The organism is Micromonospora sp. NPDC049645 (assembly GCF_040675155.1).
In the GTDB taxonomy this organism is placed as follows: domain Bacteria; phylum Actinomycetota; class Actinomycetes; order Mycobacteriales; family Micromonosporaceae; genus Micromonospora.
Genome location: NZ_JBFAOI010000013.1, coordinates 18915 through 38501 on the forward strand (window position 1 = coordinate 18915; position 19587 = coordinate 38501).

Annotated in this window: 13 protein-coding genes; 5 read left to right on the forward strand and 8 right to left on the reverse strand. The window is 71.7% G+C overall.

What is annotated here, in order from left to right:
- Positions 1-3 precede the first annotated feature (3 nt).
- A complete protein-coding gene (hflX, locus tag AB0J33_RS24810; protein WP_363616406.1) occupies positions 4-1458 on the reverse strand; it encodes a GTPase HflX in 1455 nt (484 codons plus the stop codon).
- Positions 1459-1641: 183 nt separating this feature from the next.
- On the opposite strand from hflX, the gene AB0J33_RS24815 reads away from it, so the two are divergent.
- Positions 1642-3108 (forward strand): NAD-dependent malic enzyme, encoded by a 1467-nt coding sequence (locus AB0J33_RS24815; RefSeq protein ID WP_363616407.1) that lies wholly within the window; start codon positions 1642-1644, stop codon positions 3106-3108.
- 103 nt (positions 3109-3211) lie between these two features.
- Here the strand turns inward: AB0J33_RS24815 and dapF are convergent, their stop codons facing one another.
- The 3 genes from dapF to AB0J33_RS24830 are packed head-to-tail and all read right to left on the reverse strand — an operon-like array spanning position 3212 to position 5692.
- Entirely contained in the window at positions 3212-4057 is an 846-nt protein-coding gene (gene dapF, locus AB0J33_RS24820) for a diaminopimelate epimerase (RefSeq protein ID WP_363616408.1), read from the reverse strand.
- Between the two features lie 7 nt (positions 4058-4064).
- Positions 4065-4991: a tRNA (adenosine(37)-N6)-dimethylallyltransferase MiaA gene (gene miaA / locus AB0J33_RS24825; protein ID WP_363616615.1), complete on the reverse strand. Its 927-nt coding sequence runs from the start codon at positions 4989-4991 to the stop codon at positions 4065-4067.
- A complete protein-coding gene (locus AB0J33_RS24830; protein WP_363616409.1) occupies positions 4976-5692 on the reverse strand; it encodes a hypothetical protein in 717 nt (238 codons plus the stop codon). Before AB0J33_RS24830 ends, miaA begins: the two co-directional genes overlap by 16 nt.
- A gap of 200 nt (positions 5693-5892) precedes the next feature.
- Here AB0J33_RS24830 and AB0J33_RS24835 point away from each other — a divergent pair, with 200 nt between their 5' ends.
- The 3 genes from AB0J33_RS24835 (at position 5893) to AB0J33_RS24845 (ending at position 10999) form a co-directional block, all read left to right on the forward strand.
- Positions 5893-7101 (forward strand): DUF349 domain-containing protein, encoded by a 1209-nt coding sequence (locus AB0J33_RS24835; protein ID WP_363616410.1) that lies wholly within the window; start codon positions 5893-5895, stop codon positions 7099-7101.
- A 727-nt stretch (positions 7102-7828) separates the two neighbouring features.
- The gene (locus AB0J33_RS24840) at positions 7829-9415 is read left to right on the forward strand and encodes a cellulase family glycosylhydrolase (protein ID WP_363616411.1); all 1587 of its coding nucleotides are present in this window, start codon (positions 7829-7831) and stop codon (positions 9413-9415) included.
- A 234-nt stretch (positions 9416-9649) separates the two neighbouring features.
- Positions 9650-10999, forward strand: a complete 1350-nt coding sequence (locus tag AB0J33_RS24845; protein WP_363616412.1) for a cellulose binding domain-containing protein — start codon at positions 9650-9652, stop codon at positions 10997-10999.
- A gap of 48 nt (positions 11000-11047) precedes the next feature.
- Here the strand turns inward: AB0J33_RS24845 and miaB are convergent, their stop codons facing one another.
- On the reverse strand, positions 11048-12574 hold the full coding sequence (gene miaB / locus AB0J33_RS24850; RefSeq protein WP_363616413.1) for a tRNA (N6-isopentenyl adenosine(37)-C2)-methylthiotransferase MiaB: 1527 nt from the start codon (positions 12572-12574) through the stop codon (positions 11048-11050).
- Between the two features lie 220 nt (positions 12575-12794).
- Between miaB and AB0J33_RS24855 the strand changes: the two genes are divergently transcribed.
- Complete coding sequence (locus tag AB0J33_RS24855; protein ID WP_363616414.1) at positions 12795-13703, forward strand: alpha/beta hydrolase; 909 nt, start codon at positions 12795-12797, stop codon at positions 13701-13703.
- Positions 13704-13773: 70 nt separating this feature from the next.
- On the opposite strand, the gene fxsT is transcribed toward AB0J33_RS24855, so the two are convergent.
- The 3 genes from fxsT to AB0J33_RS24870 are packed head-to-tail and all read right to left on the reverse strand — an operon-like array spanning position 13774 to position 19564.
- Positions 13774-17643, reverse strand: a complete 3870-nt coding sequence (fxsT, locus tag AB0J33_RS24860; protein WP_363616415.1) for an FxSxx-COOH system tetratricopeptide repeat protein — start codon at positions 17641-17643, stop codon at positions 13774-13776.
- The gene (locus AB0J33_RS24865) at positions 17640-18908 is read right to left on the reverse strand and encodes a TIR-like protein FxsC (RefSeq protein WP_363616416.1); all 1269 of its coding nucleotides are present in this window, start codon (positions 18906-18908) and stop codon (positions 17640-17642) included. The genes fxsT and AB0J33_RS24865 overlap by 4 nt, the downstream gene beginning before the upstream one ends.
- Positions 18905-19564 (reverse strand): TIR-like protein FxsC, encoded by a 660-nt coding sequence (locus AB0J33_RS24870; protein ID WP_363616417.1) that lies wholly within the window; start codon positions 19562-19564, stop codon positions 18905-18907. The genes AB0J33_RS24865 and AB0J33_RS24870 overlap by 4 nt, the downstream gene beginning before the upstream one ends.
- Positions 19565-19587 lie beyond the last annotated feature (23 nt).

Sequence of the window (19587 nt, forward strand, 5' to 3'; positions counted from 1 at the left end):
GGCTCAGGACCGGCTAGCGGCCGCCTGCCCCTGCCGCTCGACGTCGAACGCCGCCAGCTCCGCCGCCAGCTCCGCACCGACGCGGACGTGCAGCAGGGTGCCTTCGGCCAGGTGCGACGTGCTGAGCACCTCACCCGTGCGGTGCACCCGGGCCACCAGGTCGCCCCGGTCGTACGGCAGCACGGCCCGGACCTCCACGGCCGGGCGCGGCAGCCGCTCCTCGATCGCCGCGCGCAGCTCGTCGATGCCCCGCCCGGAGTGCGCGGACACGAAGATCGCGTCCGGCCAGAGCCGCTTGAGCCGCAGCAGAGTGTCCTCGTCGGTCGCGTCGGTCTTGTTGACCACCAGCAGCTCGGGGAGCCGGTCCGCGCTCACCTCGGCGAGCACCGTGTGGACCGCCCGAACCTGCTCCTCCGGATCCGGGTGGGTGCCGTCGACGACGTGCACCACCAGATCCGCCTGGGCGACCTCCTCGAGCGTCGAGCGGAACGCCTCGACGATCTGGTGCGGTAGGTGCCGGACGAAGCCGACCGTGTCGGAGAGGGTGTAGAGCCGCCCGTCCGAGGCGGTGGCCTTCCGGGTCGTCGGGTCCAGCGTGGCGAACAGCGCGTTCTCCACCAGCACGCCCGCGCCGGTCAGGCGGTTGAGCAGGCTGGACTTGCCGGCGTTGGTGTAACCGGCGATGGCTACCGCGGGGACGGCGTTGCGGGAGCGTCGGGCACGCTTGGTCACGCGTACCGTCTTCATGCTCTTGATCTCGCGACGCAGCCGGGAGATGCGGTGCCGGATGCGCCGTCGGTCGGTCTCCAGCTTGGTCTCACCGGGACCACGGACACCCACACCGCCGCCGGCGCCGCCGCCCCGGCCGGAACCACCGGTCTGCCGGGAGAGCGTCTCACCCCAACCGCGCAGCCGGGGCAGCAGGTATTCGAGCTGAGCCAGCTCGACCTGCGCCTTACCTTCCTTGCTCTTGGCGTGCTGGGCGAAGATGTCCAGGATCAGCGCCGTCCGGTCGACGACCTTGACCTTGGTGCGCTGCTCCAGGTTGCGCAGCTGCGACGGGGACAGCTCACCGTCGCAGATGACCGTGTCGGCGCCGGTGGAGAGCACCACCGCGCCGAGGTCGTCGACCTTGCCGCGACCGATGTACGTGGCCGGGTCGGGTCGGGTCCGACGCTGGATGAGCCCTTCGAGCACCTGCGAGCCGGCGGTCTCGGCCAACGCGGCGAGCTCGGTCAGGGAGTTTTCCGCGTCGGTGACCGTGCCTTCGGTCCAGACCCCCACCAGGACGACCCGCTCCAGCCGCAGCTGGCGGTATTCCACCTCGGTGACGTCGGTGAGCTCGGTTGACAGGCCCGGGACGCGTCGGAGGGACTGCCGCTCCGACAGCTCCATCTCGCCGGTGGTGACGTCGTCGAGCTCGTCCTCGACGGGGACGAAGCTCTCCTGGTCTCGCAAGCGGTTCTCCTGTCCGTTTTGATAAGTAGAACGTAATCCTGACATGACTCAACGCCGAACGCACCTGCTATATGCCCATGGTGAAGGTCGCCAAAAGTGGGGGCGAATGCTGGTCGGCCGCGACAACCCGGTAGAAATGCGGGCGGCGGCCGACCGGCCGCACAGCCGTTACGGAGGGATCCCGTGGCCATCACCCGACTGCCGAGCGCCGGATTTTCGATCACCATCCGGATCGCCGTGACCGCGGACGCCTCCTCGATCGGCCGGCTCACCACCTCCGTCGGCGAGGCCGGGGCGATCGTCACGGCACTGGACGTGGTGGACTCGGACCCGACCCACGTGATCGTCGACCTGACCTGCGACACCGCCGACGCCGGTCACGCCGACCAGGTGGTCGAGGCCCTGACCGCGCTCGACGGCGTGGACGTGCGCAAGGTGTCCGACCGGACGTTCCTGCTGCACCTCGGCGGCAAGATCGAGGTGACCTCGAAGGTCGCGCTGCGCAACCGTGACGAGCTGTCCCGCGCGTACACCCCGGGGGTGGCCCGGGTCTGCATGGCGATCGCCGAGAACCCGGCGGACGCCCGGCGGCTGACCATCAAGCGCAACACCGTCGCGGTGGTCAGTGACGGCTCAGCGGTGCTGGGCCTCGGCAACCTCGGCCCGGCGGCGTCGCTGCCGGTGATGGAGGGCAAGGCGGCCCTGTTCAAGCGCTTCGGCGGGGTGGACGCCTGGCCGGTGGTGCTGGACACCCAGGACACCGACGAGATCGTGCAGATCGTCAAGGCGATCGCACCGGCGTACGGCGGCATCAACCTGGAGGACATCGCCGCGCCGCGCTGCTTCGAGATCGAAGCCCGGCTGCGCGAGGCGCTGGACATCCCGGTCTTCCACGACGACCAGCACGGCACCGCGATCTGCGTGCTGGCCGCGCTGACCAACGCGCTGCGGGTGGTGGGCAAGCGGCTCGAGGACGTCCGGGTGGTCGTCTCCGGAGCCGGCGCGGCCGGCACCGCGATCATGAAGCTGCTGCTGCGCCAGGGCGTCGGCGACATCATCGCGTACGACCGGGAGGGCGCCCTGCACCGCGGGCTGACCGGGCTCAACTCGGCGTGGCAGTGGCTGGCGGAGAACACCAACAAGGAGAACTACTCCGGTGACCTGCCCGGGGCGATCCGGGGCGCCGACGTGTTCATCGGGGTCAGCGCGCCGAACCTGCTCACCGGCGACGACATCGCCCAAATGGCCAAGGACTCGATCGTCTTCGCCCTCGCGAACCCGGACCCGGAGGTCGACCCGCGGGAGGCGCGCAAGCACGCCGCCGTGGTCGCCACCGGCCGCTCGGACCAGCCGAACCAGATCAACAACGTGCTCGCGTTCCCCGGGGTGTTCCGCGGCATGTTGGACGCGCACGCCGAGGAGTTCACCGAGGAGATGGCCATCGCGGCCGCCCGGGCCATCGCGGACGTGGTCGGCGAGGAGAAGATCAACCCGACGGTGATCGTGCCGAGCGTCTTCGACTCCCGGGTCGCCCCGGCGGTCGCCGCGGCGGTCCGCGCCGCCGCGCACAACCCCAGCCCTCTCCCGGCCGCCGACCCCGGCCCGGCCGACCTCCCCGAGATCGCCGCCAACGCCAGCGCCACCCCCTGACGCGCTAACCGCCCACCGGCCACGCCGTTGATCAAGAGGTTTGCGTCAGGAACCACGCGAAATCTGACGCAAACCTCCTGATCAACAGGGGTGGAGGCGTTCGTCAGGGGCGGAGCGCGGTCGGGTCGAGCTCGCCGGTGGCCACCAGGACGGCGGGACCGGAGAGCCAACAGGAGTCGGCGGTGACCGTGACCGTCAGCCGTCCGCCGGGCACGTCCACGGCGACCACCCCGGTATCCCGGCCGGCGTCGCGCAGGGCCACCGCACCCACCGCGCAGGCACCGGTGCCGCAGGACAGGGTCTCCGCGCTGCCGCGCTCGTACACCCGCATCAGGGTGTGCCCGTCAGTACCGTCGACCGGGTCATCCGCCACGACGAACTCCACGTTCACCCCGCTCGGGAACACCGCCGGGTCGAACCCGGGCGCGACGGTCAGGTCCAGCGCCGACAGCTCCACGCCGCCCGGTAGGACGCAGACCAGGTGCGGATTACCGACGTCCACCACCGCACCGGTCAGGGTCAGCCCGCCGAGGGTGGCGGCGGAACTGTCGTACACCTGGGGTCGGCGCATCTCCACGGACACCGCGTCGCCCTCGACCAGCGCGCGCACGACGCCGGCCCGGGTGGCCACCGGCAGCGCCGCGCCGGCGGGCGTCGCCAGCCCGGCGTCGAGCAGGTAGCGCACGAAGACCCGGGCGCCGTTGCCGCACATCTCGGCGAACGAGCCGTCGGCGTTCCAGTAGTCCATGAACCACTCGGCCGTACCGGCCTGCCCGGCGCCGTCCGGATGCTTGGCCGCCCGGACCACCCGCAGTACGCCGTCCGCGCCGATGCCCCGACGCCGGTCGCAGAGCGCCGCGACCAACTCCGGAGTCAGGTCGAGTTGACCATCCGGGTCGGGGAGCAGGACGAAGTCGTTGCCGGTGCCGTGGCCCTTGGTGAACTCCACGTCCCCATCATCGCGCAGCGGCCGGCAGCAGGCGCAGGGCGGCCCCGATCAGGTCCGGCGCCGACGAGTCCAACCACCGGATCCGCGGGTCACGCCGGAACCAGGACCGCTGCCGGCGGACGAAACGCCGGGTGGCCCGGACCGTCTCCTCGTGCGCCTGCGACTCGGTCAACTCACCCGCGAGCAGGCGCAACACCTGCTGATAGCCGAGAGCCCGGCTCGCCGTCCGCCCCTGCGCCAGCCCTCGACCCAGCAGCCCACGGGTCTCCCCCACCAGACCGTCGGCCCACATCCGGTCGACCCGCAGCGCGACCCGCTCGTCCAGCAGCCCGGTGTCCAGGTCCACGCCGAGCTGCACCGACGGGTAGTACGGCGTGGGCTGCGGCAGCGAGGCGGTGAACGGCGCCCCGGTGAGCTCGATCACCTCCAGGGCCCGCACGATCCGCCGACCGTTGCCGGGCAGGATGCTCTCGGCGGCCACCGGGTCGGCGGCGCGCAGCCGCGCGTGCAGCGGGGCCGGGCCGACCTCGGCCAACTCCCGTTCCAGCCGCTCCCGCAACACCGCGTCGGTGCCCGGGAACTCGAAACGCTCCAACACCGCCCGCACGTACAACCCGGAGCCGCCGACCAGCAGCGGCACCCGCCCCCGGGACAGGATGTCGTCCACCGCCGCGCGGGCCAACCGCTGGTACTCCGCGACGCTCGCCGGCTCGGTGACCTCCCAGATGTCGAGCAGGTGGTGCGGCACCCCGCCCCGCTCGGCGACGGTCAGCTTGGCGGTGCCGATGTCCATGCCCCGGTAGAGCTGCATCGAGTCGGCGTTCACCACCTCCCCGTCCAGGGCGTGCGCCAACGCGATGCTCAGCGCCGACTTCCCGGCCGCGGTCGGGCCGACCACCGCGACGACCGTGCCGCTGCTCACCCGCGCTCCCAGGACGCCACGAAGTAGGCCACGCCGTAGGGGGCGCTGTCATGCAGCAACTCGCCGCGCCATTCCCCGCCGGCCGCCCGGGCCGCGCCGGCCAGCACCTGCCAGGGGGCGCGACCGGCGGCCTTCAGCTCCGTCGACACCACCGGGTCGAGATCGAGCAGGACGTCCAGGTCCGCGTCGGCCAGCGCCGCGGCAACCCCCCTGTCGTACGGGAGGGCACGCGCATCGTCGTACCCGGGGGACTTCTCTCCCCGGCAGGCCGACCCGTCCCCGAGCACCAGCAACGCCACCCGCTCAGCCGCGGCGTCGACCTCGTCGGCGAGCGCGGACAGCTCGGCCGGGCCGGCGTCGGCGGCCACCTGCACGGCGGTCACCGGTGGGGCCGTGTCGTGGCGGGCCAGCAGCCACGCCCCGATGGTCAGGCTCAACGGCAGCACCGCACCCCGATCCGGCTGACCCGGGGCCAGCGGCACGTCCAGGTCGACGCCCCAGGGCTGGAGGGAACCGGTGGCCGGGGTGCGGATCGGGCCGGTCACCGGGCCGGTGCCCAGCAGCACCAGGATGTCCGAATCGGTGGCCAGCAGCCGGCGTACGGCGGTGTCACAGGCCGCCCTCAGCTCGTCCAGCTCCGGGGCCGCGGAGCCGGCCACCTCGGGCACGAGCAGGGGCGGATGCGGGCAGACGGCGGCGGCGACCAGTGGCACCCGTTCACCGTAGCGGGAATCCCCGGTGCGTCTCCGAGCCGATCCGGTCATTCGGCCCTAGGACACCGTATGGTCACGGTCGGCGATAGGCGCTCGACGCGGACCGGGTTGGACCTGTGACAATGCCGGAAGCAACTTGGCTGCGCCGTGGCGGCGACGGGGGATTGATCCCTCGACGCCGGGAGAACGAGGATGGGCACATGAGCGACTGGACTGCCTTCGGACGGGTGGACGCGGACGGCACCGTGTACGTCAAGACCACCGAGGGCGAGCGGGTGGTCGGATCCTGGCAGGCGGGAGCACCGGAGGAGGGCCTGGCACACTTCGCACGTCGCTTCGCCGACCTGGTGACCGAGGTGGATCTGACCGAGGCACGGCTCAAGTCGGGTGCGGCGGACGCCGGGCACTCGTTGAGCACGATCCGGCGGATCCGCGCCACGCTGCCCGAGGCCAACGTGGTCGGCGACATCGACGCGCTGACCGCCCGGCTGGACAAGCTGGCGACCCTCGCCGAGGAGAAGGCCGGCGAAGCACGCGCCGCCCGGGACGCCGCACGTGGCGAGGCCCTGGCCCGCAAGACCGCGCTGGTGGAGGAAGCCGAGAAGCTGGCCGCCGAATCCACCGGGTGGAAGACCGCCGGGGACCGGCTCAAGGAGATCCTCGACGAGTGGAAGACCATCCGCGGGGTCGACAAGAAAGCCGACGGTGAGCTGTGGAAGCGCTTCGCCGCCGCCCGGGACGGCTTCACCCGTCGTCGCGGCGCCCACTTCGCCTCCCTCGACTCGCAGCGCAAGCAGGCGCAGACGGTCAAGGAGGAGCTGGTCGCCGAAGCGGAGAAGCTTCAGGAATCCACCGACTGGGCCGCCACCGCCAACCAGCTCAAGGACCTGATGACCCAGTGGAAGGCCGCCCCGCGCGCCTCCAAGGAAGCCGAGCAGAAGCTCTGGGAACGGTTCCGGGGTGCCCAGGACGCGTTCTTCAGCCGGCGCAGTGAGGTCTTCTCCGCCCGGGACAACGAGCAGCGCGGCAACCTGGAACGCAAGCAGGCTCTGCTCGCCGAGGCCGAGGCGTTGGACATCGACGCCGACCCGAAGGGCGCCCAGGCCAAGTTGCGGGAGATCCAGGCCCAGTGGCACGAGGCCGGCCGGGTGCCCCGCGAGGCGGCCGCCGGGCTGGAGCGCCGACTGCGCGTCATCGACGACAAGGTCCGTGACGTGATGGACTCGGCGTGGCGCCGCACCACCAAGGAGGACAACCCGCTGCTCGCCCAGATGCGGGCGCAGGTGGCGGAGGCCGAGGACCGGCTGGCCCGGGCGCAGAGCGCCGGGGACGCACGCCGGATCAAGGAGGCTGAGCAGGCCCTCGCCTCCAAGCGGCAGTTCCTCCAACTCGCCGAGCAGGCTGGCTGAGCTGACATCGTCCGGAGCCCCCGGTCCCTCGCGGGACCGGGGGCTCCCGCGTGTCCGGCACCCGCGCGCCCCGCGCCCGCACCCCGCACCCCGCACCCCGCACCCCGCACCCCGCACCAAGATCTACGCACCAAGATCTACGCAAGTTCCCTGATGTTGCTGCCTCCGACGCGCGGGAGACAGCAACATCCCCGATATTGCGCGGATCTTGACGACGAGCGCCCTGTTTCAGGGCCGAAAGCGGGGTTGGAGACGCCAGCGGAGGTCAAGATCATGCTCGATCCAGGATGTAGTGCTCACGAAACGCCGGGATGCCACTACATCCATGTTCGAGCGTGATCATGGGGGTGGCGGCACGGCGCGAGCGAGCGGCGCGGGAGGCACGGCGCAAGCGAGCGGCCAGGACGGGCGAGCGGCACGAGCGGCCTGGACGGGCGAGCGGCACGAGCGGCCAGGACGGGCGAGCGGGGCGGCAGGCAGGCAGGTTGACGCAGTGACGTGGGCTGATCAGAATGAGCGACGGAGTCAGGTAGGGCCACCGGGACGAGGGCGACGAGGGCGGAACAACCGCCGTCGAGGGTCGCCGGTGCGCTTCCGCGAGTGACCACGTCCGCGTGACCTGGGCCGTCGCGCACTGTCCGCGTACCCCTTGAGGGACCGTGATGTGCGGACGGCCGACCGCCGGCGTCGTTTCCGGACGGCGTCGGACCTCCGAAGTGGAGCTCGAATGTTCCGTCCCAAAGCTATCGGCGGCGCGCTGACCGCGCTCGCCACCGTCGCGGCCGGCGTGTTCCTCGCCGCGACCGTCAGTACCAGCCCGGCCGTGGCCGCTGGCACCGGTACCGGTTATCTGCACACCAGTGGCAACCAGATCGTGGACAGCACCGGCGCCACGGTCCGGTTGACCGGCATCAACTGGTTCGGCATGGAGACCGACAACAAGACCTTCCACGGGCTGTGGTCGAGCAACCCGTGGAAGGGGCAGCTCGACACGATGGCCCGGCTGGGCTACAACACGTTGCGGGTGCCGTATTCGAACGACGCCCTGAAGTCGGGCGCGACCGCCAGTGGGATCAACGACTTCGTCAACCCGGACCTGATCGGGTTGTCGCCGTTGCAGATCCTGGACAAGGTGATCGACTACGCCGGCAGCAAGGGCATGCGGATCATCCTGGACCGGCACCGGCCGACGGCGGCCGGGCAGTCGGCACTCTGGTACACCTCGACGGTCTCCGAGGCGACCTGGATCAACGACTGGAAGATGCTCGCCCAGCGGTACGCGGGCAACCCCACCGTGATCGGCGCCGACCTGCACAACGAGCCGCACGCGGAGGGCACCAACCCGGCGGCCACCGGCGCGTGCTGGGGCTGCGGCGACACCACCCGGGACTGGCGGCTCGCCGCCGAGCGGGCCGGGAACGCCATCCTCGGCGTACAGCCCAACTGGTTGATCTTCGTGGAGGGGGTGAGCTGCCCCAGTGGTGGCCTCTCCAACGTGTGGGACAACGACCCGAGCAACGACGAGGACTGCGGCTGGTGGGGTGGCAATCTGTCGAAGGCGGGCCAGTTCCCGGTACGGCTGAACGTGGCGAACCGGCTCGTCTACTCGCCGCACGAGTACGCCACCTCGGTGTACCGGCAGACCTGGTTCGACGCCCCGGACTACCCGGCGAACATGCCGGCGATCTGGGACAAGTACTGGGGTTACCTCTACAAGCAGAACATCGCGCCGATCATGATGGGCGAGTTCGGCAGCACCCTGGTCGACCCGAAGGACAAGGTGTGGTTGGAGAAGCTGATGGCGTACACCGGGACCGGGGTGACCGGGATGTCCTTCACCTACTGGTCGTGGAACCCCAACTCGGGTGACACCGGCGGCATCGCCCTGGACGACTGGACCAACATCAACACCGCCAAGCAGGCGATCCTCCAGCCGTACCTGATCGCGCCGACCGGTGGTGGCGGCACCAGCGGGCCGCCGACCGGTGGGCCGACCGATCCGCCGACCGGTGCCTGCACCGCCAGCTACCGGCAGGTCAACGCCTGGCAGGGAGGCTTCCAGGGCGAGTTGACCGTGAAGAACACCGGCTCGGGCGCGGTGAACCCGTGGTCGGTCACCTGGAGCTGGCCGTCCGGGGTGACGCTGGGCAGTGGCTGGAACGCCACCGTCAGCCAGTCCGGCACGACGGTCACCGCCGCCGCTCCGGGGCACGCCCCGTCGCTGCCGGCGGGCGGGTCGGTCACCGTGGGCTTCACCGCCAACGGCACGGCCAGCGCGCCGGGGACGGTGAAGCTCAACGGCACCAGCTGCTGAGCCGCCGGGACGGTCGGTGCGGTGCGCGCCGATCGTCCCGGCCATTTACATCCAGATGCTTCTATGCTTACATCGGGAAAGCGCTTGCCTCTTCATCGGTCGGCGCGCGCGGGAGCCGCTTTCCTTCACGAACCTGCACTGGCGGGCCCGAGGACCACTGGTCCCGGCCGAGAATCGCCGCCCACGGGCATGGGCGTCGCGACACCTCCGTCCGCCTCATCGAAAGGAAGCAGCATGCGCACAGGACGGCGTCGTACGACGCTGATCGCCACCACCGCCGCAGCCACCGCCACCCTCGTCACCGCCGGGTTGCTGACCTCCGTGTCCGCCCAGGCCGCCGCCGGCTGCCAGGTGGCCTACTCGGTCGCCAGCCAGTGGTCGGGGGGCTTCACCGGCAACGTCACCGTCACCAACCTGGGCGACCCGGTCTCCGGGTGGACCCTGCGCTGGTCGTACGGGGCCGGTCAGCAGGTCAACCAGGCGTGGGGCGCCAACGTCTCGCAGAGCGGAGGCCAGGTCTCCGCCACCAACGTCGACTACAACGGCAACCTGGCGACCAACGGCGGCGCCACGTTCGGCTTCAACGCGAGCTGGAACAACTCCAGCAACCCGACGCCGACCAGCTTCACCCTGAACAACGTCGCCTGCACGGGCAGCACCACCCCGACCACGCCGCCGCCCACCACCCCGCCACCGTCGAGCACTCCCCCGCCCAGCACCCAGCCGCCGTCGACTCTGGTCGGCTGGGCCACCCAGAACGGCGGGACCACCGGCGGCGGCAACGCCGGCACGACCACCGTCAGCAACGCCTCGGGCCTGACCAGCGCGCTGAACGCCACCGGCGCCGCGGTGATCAGGGTGACCGGGACCATCACCTGCTCGGGGATGCTGCGGGTCCGATCCAACAAGACCATCATCGGCAACTACGGGGCGACCATCGTCGGCTGCGGACTCAACATCAGCGGTGACCGCAACGTGATCATCCGCAACCTGACCTTCCGCAACTGGAACGACGACGCGATCAACGTGCAGGAGTCGGCCACCAACATCTGGATCGACCACAACAGCTTCAGCAACGGGTACGACGGAGCCGTCGACATCAAACGCGGCTCGGACTTCGTCACCGTCTCCTGGAACCGGGTCTTCAATCACGACAAGACCATGTTGCTCGGCCACAGCGACGACAACGCCAGCCAGGACGTCGGTCACCTGCGGGTGAGCTACCACCACAACTGGTTCGACGGCAGCAACCAGCGCAACCCCCGGGTGCGCTTCGGCAACCCGGTACACGTGTACAACAACTACTACCGGGCCAACGGCGGCTACGGCGTCGCGTCCACCGAGAACGCCGGCGTGCTCGTCGAGGGCAACTACTTCGAGGACGTCGACGACCCGTACCACCTCGGCGAGGGAGACTCGGGGCCGGGCAGCCTGGTCGCCCGCAACAACCACTTCGTCAACTCGCCCACCGGCCAGGCCGGCGGCAGCGTGGCCGGCATCCCGTACTCCTACCAACTGGACACCGCGAGCAACGTCAAGTCGATCGTGACGGCGGGCGCCGGCGCCGGCCGGATCACCGTCTGACCCGGTCCTCCACGGAAGGGCCCCTCGTCCAGGGGCCCTTCCGCGCGGTCAGTGGGTGGCGCAGCCAGCGACGGGGGCGGGCGCGACCGGCGGTGCGCCGATCGTCGGCAGGCCGAGCAACACCCCGGGGGTACGCGGGGAGCGGCCCGCCTCGGCCGCGTCGCCGGCCCGGGTGCGCCGGTGCGCCACCGGCGCTCCGTCGGCGTTCAGGTGGTGCGGTGCGGCGTACGTGATCGTGGTGTGCACGATGTCCCCGGGTCGGATCTGACCGGCCAGCGACTCCCCGCCGGGCGTCCCGGTCGCGAAGTGCACAAGTCGACCGTCGCGGGCCCGACCGGACATCCGGCCGGTGCGCTCGTCCTTGCGCCCCTCGCCGACCGCGACCAGCACCTCGACGGTCTCCCCGACGAGGCGCTTGTTCTCCGCCCAGGTGATCTCCTCGACGCAGGCGACCAGCCGCTCGTAGCGCTCCTGCACGACCTGCTTGGGCAGCTGGCCGTCCATGGTCGCGGCGGGGGTGCCGGGGCGCTTCGAGTACTGGAACGTGAAGGCCGAGGAGAACCGGGCCTCGCGGACCACGTCGAGGGTGCGCTGGAAGTCGGCCTCGGTCTCACCGGGGAAGCCGACGATGATGTCGGTCGTGATCGCCGCGTCCGGCATCGCCGCCCGGACCTTCTCGATGATCCCCAGGTAGCGTTCGGAGCGGTAGGACCGGCGCATGGCCCGGAGCACGTCGTCGGAGCCGGACTGCAACGGCATGTGCAGCGAGTGGCAGACGTTCGGCGTCTCGGCCATCGCGGCGATCACGTCGTCGGTGAAGTCCTTGGGGTGCGGGCTGGTGAACCGGACCCGCTCCAACCCGTCGATGTCGCCGCAGGCCCGCAGCAGCTCGGCGAAAGCGGACCGGCCACCACTGCGCTTCCAGTCCGGCTCGCCGGCGTCGCCGAACGCCACACCGTAGGAGTTGACGTTCTGCCCGAGCAGGGTCACCTCCAGCACGCCCTCGTCCACCAGGGCGCGTACCTCGGAGAGGATGTCGCCGGGACGCCGGTCCTTCTCCTTGCCGCGCAGCGCCGGCACGATGCAGAACGTGCAGGTGTTGTTGCAGCCCACCGAGATCGACACCCAGCCGGCGTAGGTGGACTCGCGGCGGGTGGGCAGCGTGGACGGGAAGACGTCGAGGGACTCCAGGATCTCCACCTCGGCGGCGGCGTTGTGCCGGGCCCGCTCCAGCAGCACCGGCAGCGCGCCGATGTTGTGGGTGCCGAAGACCACGTCCACCCAGGGCGCCTTGCGGACGATGTCGCCCCGGTCCTTCTGGGCGAGGCAGCCGCCGACCGCGATCTGCATCCCGGGGTGCTTGTCCTTCACCGGGCGCAGGCGACCGAGGTTGCCGTAGAGCCGGTTGTCCGCGTTCTCCCGCACCGCGCAGGTGTTGAAGACGACGATGTCCGGGGTGTCGTCGGTCGGCACCGCACGCACGTAGCCGGCCTGTTCGAGCAGGCCGGAGATTCGCTCAGAATCGTGCACGTTCATCTGGCAGCCGTACGTCACGACGTTGTAGGTCCTAGCCACCCTCTTGGTGCCCCTTCCCCTCGGGCTACCAGGGTAGCGGCCCGTCCGGTGGCCCCAACCCACCGGCATTGACCCGGCGGCCCATGGCGGGCATCCACGACGGGCAGTACGCTGCACAACAAGAATGTGTTCTGGGCGATTTCGGGGGCTTTGCACTCGGCGCCGACGATGCGCGGCTCCGTTCACGGGGGAGCACATGACGACCCGCGGGAGGCCAACCGTGACGCGACAAGATGCGACACAGCGCACCGTCACGACGCCGGACGGGCGACGCCTCGCCGTGGAGACCTCGGGCGCGCCGGACGGGCCGGCGGTCTTCCTGCTGCACGGCACCCCGGGTAGCCGCAGCGGCCCCCGCCCCCGGGGCATCGTCGTCTACCGCCTCGGCGTGCACCTCGTCTGCTACGACAGACCCGGGTACGGCGACTCCGACCGGCACGAGGGTCGGCGGGTGGCCGACGCCGCGGCCGACGTGGCGGCGATCGCCGACGACCTCGGCATCGACCGGTTCGCGGTGGTGGGCCGATCCGGTGGTGGACCACACGCCCTGGCCTGCGCCGCGCTGCTGCCGGACCGGGTCACCCGGGCCGCCGTGCTGGTGGGGCTCGCCCCGGCCGGCGCACCCGACCTGGACTGGTACGCGGGCATGGCGGAGACGAACGTGGAGGACTACGGCCAGGCCGACGAGGATCTGGCCGAGCTCACCCTCAACCTGAAGGTCCGCGCCGACGAGGCCCGCCGGGACCCGATGACGCTGCTGGACTTCCTCCGCCCCCAGTTGCCCGACGAGGACATCCGGGTGGTCGACGACATCGCGATCCGCCGACTGCTGACCGACATGTACGCCGAGGCGCTGCGCCACGGCCCCGAGGGTTGGATCGACGACGTGCTGGCGATCCGGCGCGGCTGGGGGTTCGACCTCGGCGCCATCCGCGCGGAGGTCCGGCTCTGGCACGGTGAGCAGGATCGCTTCTCCCCCGTGGAGCACTCCCACTGGCTCGCCTCGCGGATCCCGCGCGCCGAGGTGCAGGTGCAGCCCGGCGCCGCGCACTTCGGGGCGGTGGAGATCCTCCCCCAGACCCTGACCTGGCTGGCCACGCCGGACCTCGCGACCAGCCCGCGGCTCTGAGCGCCCGACCCGGCACGGCCGGGCCGGCGGGACGGGCCGGCGGGACGGGCCGCCCGCCGAACCGACGAGGTCAGATCGTGTGCGGGTCGATCACCCGGACCACGAAGCGGCGTTCGCGCAGGGTCTGCACGGTCGGGTGCTCCAGCCCGATCACCTCGGCCAGCCGGTCCGCCACCGCGCCGACGTCCTCGGCGGGCGGACCGTCACCGGCCCGCCTCGACACCAGGGCGAGATCACCGAGGCAGCGCAACGTGTCGGGGTGGTCCGCACCGATCACCGTCGACAGCCGGCCGGCGGTCTCCCGCAGCCGATCCCGCGCCGACTCCCAGTCACCCTCCTCGGCGAGGCACACCGCCTGGTTGACCTCCGCCGCGAGGGTGTGCGGGTGGTCGGGGCCGAGCACCTTGCGCAACTCGCCGACCGCCCGGGCCGCCGACGCGAGAGCGTCCGACCTACGTCCGAGCGCGCGCTCCGCGGCGGCGAGGTTGCTCACCGTCGCCAACGTGTGCGGGTGCTCCGGGCCGAGCCGCAGCTGCTCCTCGAACGCCTGGCGTACGGCCATCATCTCGGTCAGCGCCCGGGCCGCGTCGCCGACGGCCAGCAGGTTCGCGGCGCGGCTCGACCGGCACGCCACCGTGTCCGGGTTGTCCGGCCCGAAGCGTTCGTCGAGTTCGCGGTAGGCCGTCTCGAACATCGGGGCGGCCTCGGTGCCCCGCCCGCAGCTGCGCAGGGACACCGCCAGGTTGACCTGGGCGGCGAGACTCTGGCCGTCGTCCGGCCCGAGCACCTCGCAGTACGTCTCGTACACCGTGCGCAGCAGGGTGGCCGACCGCTCGTACTCGCCGGCCTCTCGCAGGTCACTGCCGAGCCGCACGGCGGAGACGAGCGTGTACGGATGGGTGGGGCCGAGCACCAGTCGCCGGCGCTGGTGCACCTCGTCGTCCCAGCGTCGGGCCGAGCGGTAGTCACCGACCAGGCGGTACGAGACGGCGAGGTTGTTGGCCGCGCTCAACGTCCGGGGGTGGTCCTCGCCGAACACCTGCAGCCAGGAGGCGTAGGTGGACCGGTCCCGTTCCAGGGCCTCGGCGTAGCGGCCGAGCGCCCGCAGGTCCCCGCCGAGGCTGCCGGCGGTCATCAGGCTGTGTGGGTGCAGCGGGCCCAGCAGCCGGCGTTGCTCGGCCAGCACCGCCTCGTCCAGGTCCCGGGCCTCGTCGAACCGGCCCAGGCTGCGCAGGATGTTCGCCCGGTTGAACCGCAGGTGCAGCAGTTGTCGGCCCAGCGCCGACGCCTCGGCCTCGTCGCTCGTGTCACCGAGCCGGGCGCTCCAGGTGTCGTCCACCTCCTGGCTGAACCCGTCGGCCTGATCCAGACCGCCGCGCTGCCACAGGTAACGGACCCGGTCGATGAGCAGCTGACACACCGACTCGTCCGGGCAGGTCAGCGCCTCGGAGACCTCCAGGTGCGGCCAGAGCATCCGCAGCCGGGCCCAGGTGGTCGGGTCGTCCACGTCGCCGCGGGGTCGGGACGCGGCCAGCACCAGGTGCACCTGGTGCCGGGCGGCGGTGATCTCGTCGTCGGTCATCCGGTCCCGGACCACCGCCTGCAACAGTCGGTGCACCTGCACCCGACCGCCCTGAACGTCGAGTTTGAGCAGCGCCAGCCGGTTGATCTGCTGGACCAGGGCGCCGCGCACGAGCCGTTCCGACACCGACGGGTCGAACGGTACGAGGGCCGCCGCCATCTCGTCGCTGTAGATGAGGTCGAGGGCGATCTCCGGGGCCAGCACCGAACAGAGCTGCAACAGTCGGTACGCGGCGGGCGCCTGCTCGAGCAGCCGGTTGAGCGACAGGTCCCAGGTCGCCTCCACGGACAGCGCGCTGGGGCCGTGCCGCTCGATCTGCCGCAGGTAGTCGGCGACGGACGTGCCGGTGTCGGCGAGCCAGGCGCCCGCAGCGGCCACCGCGATCGGCAGGTCGCCGAGGGCCTCGGCCACCCGGTCGGCCTCCTCGGCGCTGATCGTGGGCACCCGCTGGGCGAGGTGCGCCACGCTCTCGGTGCGGTCGAAGACGTCCACCTGGATCGGGTTCGCCCGGTCCCCCCAGGCGCGGTTGCGGGAGGTCAGCAGAACGTGCCCGGGGCCCTGCGGCAGGAAGGGCTCGATCTGGTCGAGCTCTTCGGCGTTGTCCAGCACGACGAGCCACCGCTCGTACGGCTCGCCACGGCCCAGCACCTGTAGCACCGACCGGACCGTGTCGGGCAGGGTGGGCCCGACGAGGATGCCGAGCCGGCCGGCGAGGTCGGCGAGGGCGGTGTCGACGAACTGCGGCGGGTCCGCCACGATCCACCAGACCACGTCGTACGCGGCCTTGAACCGGTGCACGTACTCCAGTGCCACCTGGGTCTTGCCGACGCCGCCCATGCCCTGAAGCGCGACCGGCAGCACCACGGCGCTGCCCCCGCTCTGCAACTGCGCGCGCAGCCGCGCCAGGTCGTCCTCCCGGCCGGTGAACCGAGCGTTCCGGTTGGGAGCGTTGAAGATCAACGGCTCGGTGCCGGGATAGCGGGTGGCCCCACCGGCCGGACCGTCCGCCGACGACGGCACCGGCCGACCGACCAGCCGCAGCACCCGCTCCACGGCGGTCGCGGCGCTCACGTTGACCAGGTTGGTGGAGCTCTGCGACGGGAACTCCGCAAGCGGGCGCAGGTCGGCGACGTACACGGCGAGGGCCGTGGAGCCGGTGCTGGTGTCACGGTCGGGCAGACCACCGGACGGCGTCGCCACGTAGGCCGGCGAGACCACGGTCAGCGTGCGCGGGGCGGGCGTACCGGCCGACCCGACGGCGGCCGTGGGCTCCACGACCCGCAGCCCGGCCGAGCTGAGGACCCGCTCCAGCCACTCGGCCCAGATGGCGTCCTCCGGCGCGTACCGGAGCACGATCTGGTCGTCGATCGCCTCGGTACGTCGGCGGAAACGCGCCTTGCCCCGCTCCCGCACCGACTCGTCCATCACCGGCAGCGCGCTCACCGCGCCGTCGGTGAGGATCCCGGTCAACGTCTCGAACGCGGCCAGCAGCGACGTCGGCGAGCCGGGCGGATCGCCGAACGTGGCAAGGGTCTCCTCGTACGCGTAGAACGGCCGGTACGGGACCTCCACGGCGGCCCAGTACCGCCGCCGTTCCGCCTCGGTCATTCCGGCCGGCAAGCCGGCGAACCGGCGCATGGCCAGCATCCGACCCGCCTCGGCCCGCTCCTTCTCGGCCTGGTCGACGCGCATCGGCACCGGCAGGACCCGGATGTCACGCCGCCGGTACCGGTCCCGGACCGAGTGCGCCACCCGGGCCGCGCCGTCGATGCCCTGGTCGCTGAGCGTGAAACAGTCGACCAGGGTGTCCGGCAGGTGCAGGGTGCAGATGTCGGCGACGTCGCTCAGGCCCGTCCGGCTGTCGATCAGGGTGAAGTCGTACTGGCGCTTCATGTCCGCCCGCAGCGCCTCGAAGAACTGCGCCCCGCCCAGCCGGTTGTAGAAGTTGTCCCAGTCCAGCCCGCTCACCGAGACGGCGTAGTCGCTGTTCTGCCGGCCCGCGGAGAGGAAGTCGAGGCCGCCGCCGTCGGGGAAGTTCCAACGCAGCGAGAACGCGTGCCGCCCGACCCGGGCGTACTGCTCCATCCAGCGGTCCGGCCGGTCGTCGACCCGGGTGGTCTCCCACTCGTAGTCGCGGATCATGTCGATCACGCCGCTGGTGGCCTGGATCGCATCGGCGTCGAGGAACGGGTGGAAGAAACGGTGCAGGCCGGGTGACTCGAGGTCCCAGTCGGCGACGAGCACCCGCCGGCCGCTGGCCGCCAGGATCCAGGCCACGTTGGCCAGCGCCATCGTCCGGCCCGTTCCACCCTTGAACGAGTAGAAGGTGACGACCTGGCCTTCGCGATCGTTGTTCATCGGTTTTCTCCGTGGGACGGTGGGGCCGGATCATCAGGCGGGGACGCGGGGTCGGTGGAGACCGTCGAGCCGGCGGCGGGCAGGCCGTCGCGCAGGCGCGGCACCGGCTCCGGCGGTGGTTCGAAGGGAACGACCGGGCCGTACTTGAGGAACTGACGGCGTGCCTCGGTGACCAGCGCCGGCATCAGGTCGACGAACTCCGGCATGCTGCACGCGCGTTTCACCTGGGGCAGACCGGCGTCGTGCAGCAGCTGCGTCACCTCGGTGGCCCACCGGCTGGCGTCCTGACTGTCGTCCTCGTCGGTGACCACCAGCGGAACGACCCACTCCCGCAGGCCGTGCAGCATTCCGGCGAGGGCCCCGGGCGCGTCCGGCGCCGCCGCGATCCACGGGTCCACCAACAGCACCGCCGGCCGTCGGTCGAGCAACTCGGCGGCCTGCGCGAAGTCCTCGGTACGGGCCGCCAGCCCGAGCCGCTCGGCGGTGCTGGCCGCGTACTCGGCGGCGGGCAGTTGCTGGCTGCGCCCGTACGGCCGCCACAGCCGGCCGCTGGCGGCGTAGCCGGCGGGGTCGCGATCGTTCGGCAGCCGGTCCCGGGTCGGGGCCAGGACGGCGACGACGAAGTCCGGGTCGGTCGGCGCCGGGCGGACGACCTCGTCCAGACCGGGCGCCCGGGACGGGCCGATCGGTCGCCGCTCGGCGATGTGCACGATCCGGCTCGCCAGGCGGTTCAGCAGCAGCTCGTACTGCGCCCGGTAGGAGGCCAGCATGCAGAAGGCGCGCAGCCCGTCGGCGGCGTACTCCGGGACGTCCCGGCCCAGGTCCAACGCGCCGTCCAGCTCCGGATGGGCCTCCCACGGGGGGAACGGGATCCACAGCACCGGGGTGAGGTGGCCGGCGGTGACCCGGGTCGGCCCGGCGGCGGCCAGCCGGGCCCGGAACGACTCCTGCTCCCCCAGGGCCCACGGGCGGCTGAAGTAGCCGGGCGAGTAGAGCGGAACGAAGACCTCGGCGTCGCCGAGCGCCTCGGCGAGAGCGGCCTTCCAGTCGGCGCCCAGCGGGATGTGCTGGTCGAAGAAGCCGATCCGCATGCCGGCGACCGGTCGCGCCTGGCGGCGCACCTCGTCGGTCAGGTCGGCGAAGAACTGGCCGACCCAGACGTCGGCGTCCGCCCGGGCGCCCGGCGGCGGCGCCGAGTGGGCGTAGCTCAGGAAGAAGTACGTCCCGCGCGCCCCCGACCGGCGTCGGTCCGCCGGCGGGCTCACTCCGACTCCTCGGCGAACCGGTTGCACAGCTCGTCCACGCTCTCCGGCACCCATGGTTCGACCAGGTACGACCGGTGGATGGCCACGATCCGCTGCGCGAGCCGCCAGACCACCGCCCGGTACGCGTTCTCCCACTGCATGGTCAGCAAGCCATAGACCCCGTCCCGTTGGTAGTGCACCGCGATGTCGGGATCCGGCATCGCGGTCGGGGAGAATCGCTGGATGTCGCGCAGCACCCGGGGCAGTGCGGTGCCGTTCGTCGGCGACCAGGTGACCGGCACGATCGCCGTCTCGTGCACCGACGCGGAGCTGTGTCGCGGGATGATCCGTCGGCGGGAGAACGCGTCCCACTCGCGGCCGCACCAGTCGCTGCCGAGCAGCGCGCTGGACACCAGCGGAACGAAGACCTGGCAGGTGCCGGCGGCCTGGAGCAGCTCGGGGCTCCAGCGTTCCCCTCCGGCGATGGAGCTGTCCAGGAAGCCGGCGTCCACTCCGGTCACCGGGCCGACCAGCTCGCTGACGTGGACGGAGAGGTCCTCGAAGAATCGGGAGACGTATTCCGCGGGCTTGCCGGTGGCCCGGCCGACCGGGGCCCGCGAATAGCTGATGAAGAAGAGCGGGGCGCGCGTTCTGGAGGGTGCGTCCACTGTGCTCACCGCTGCCCCTCCGCCCTCCCCAC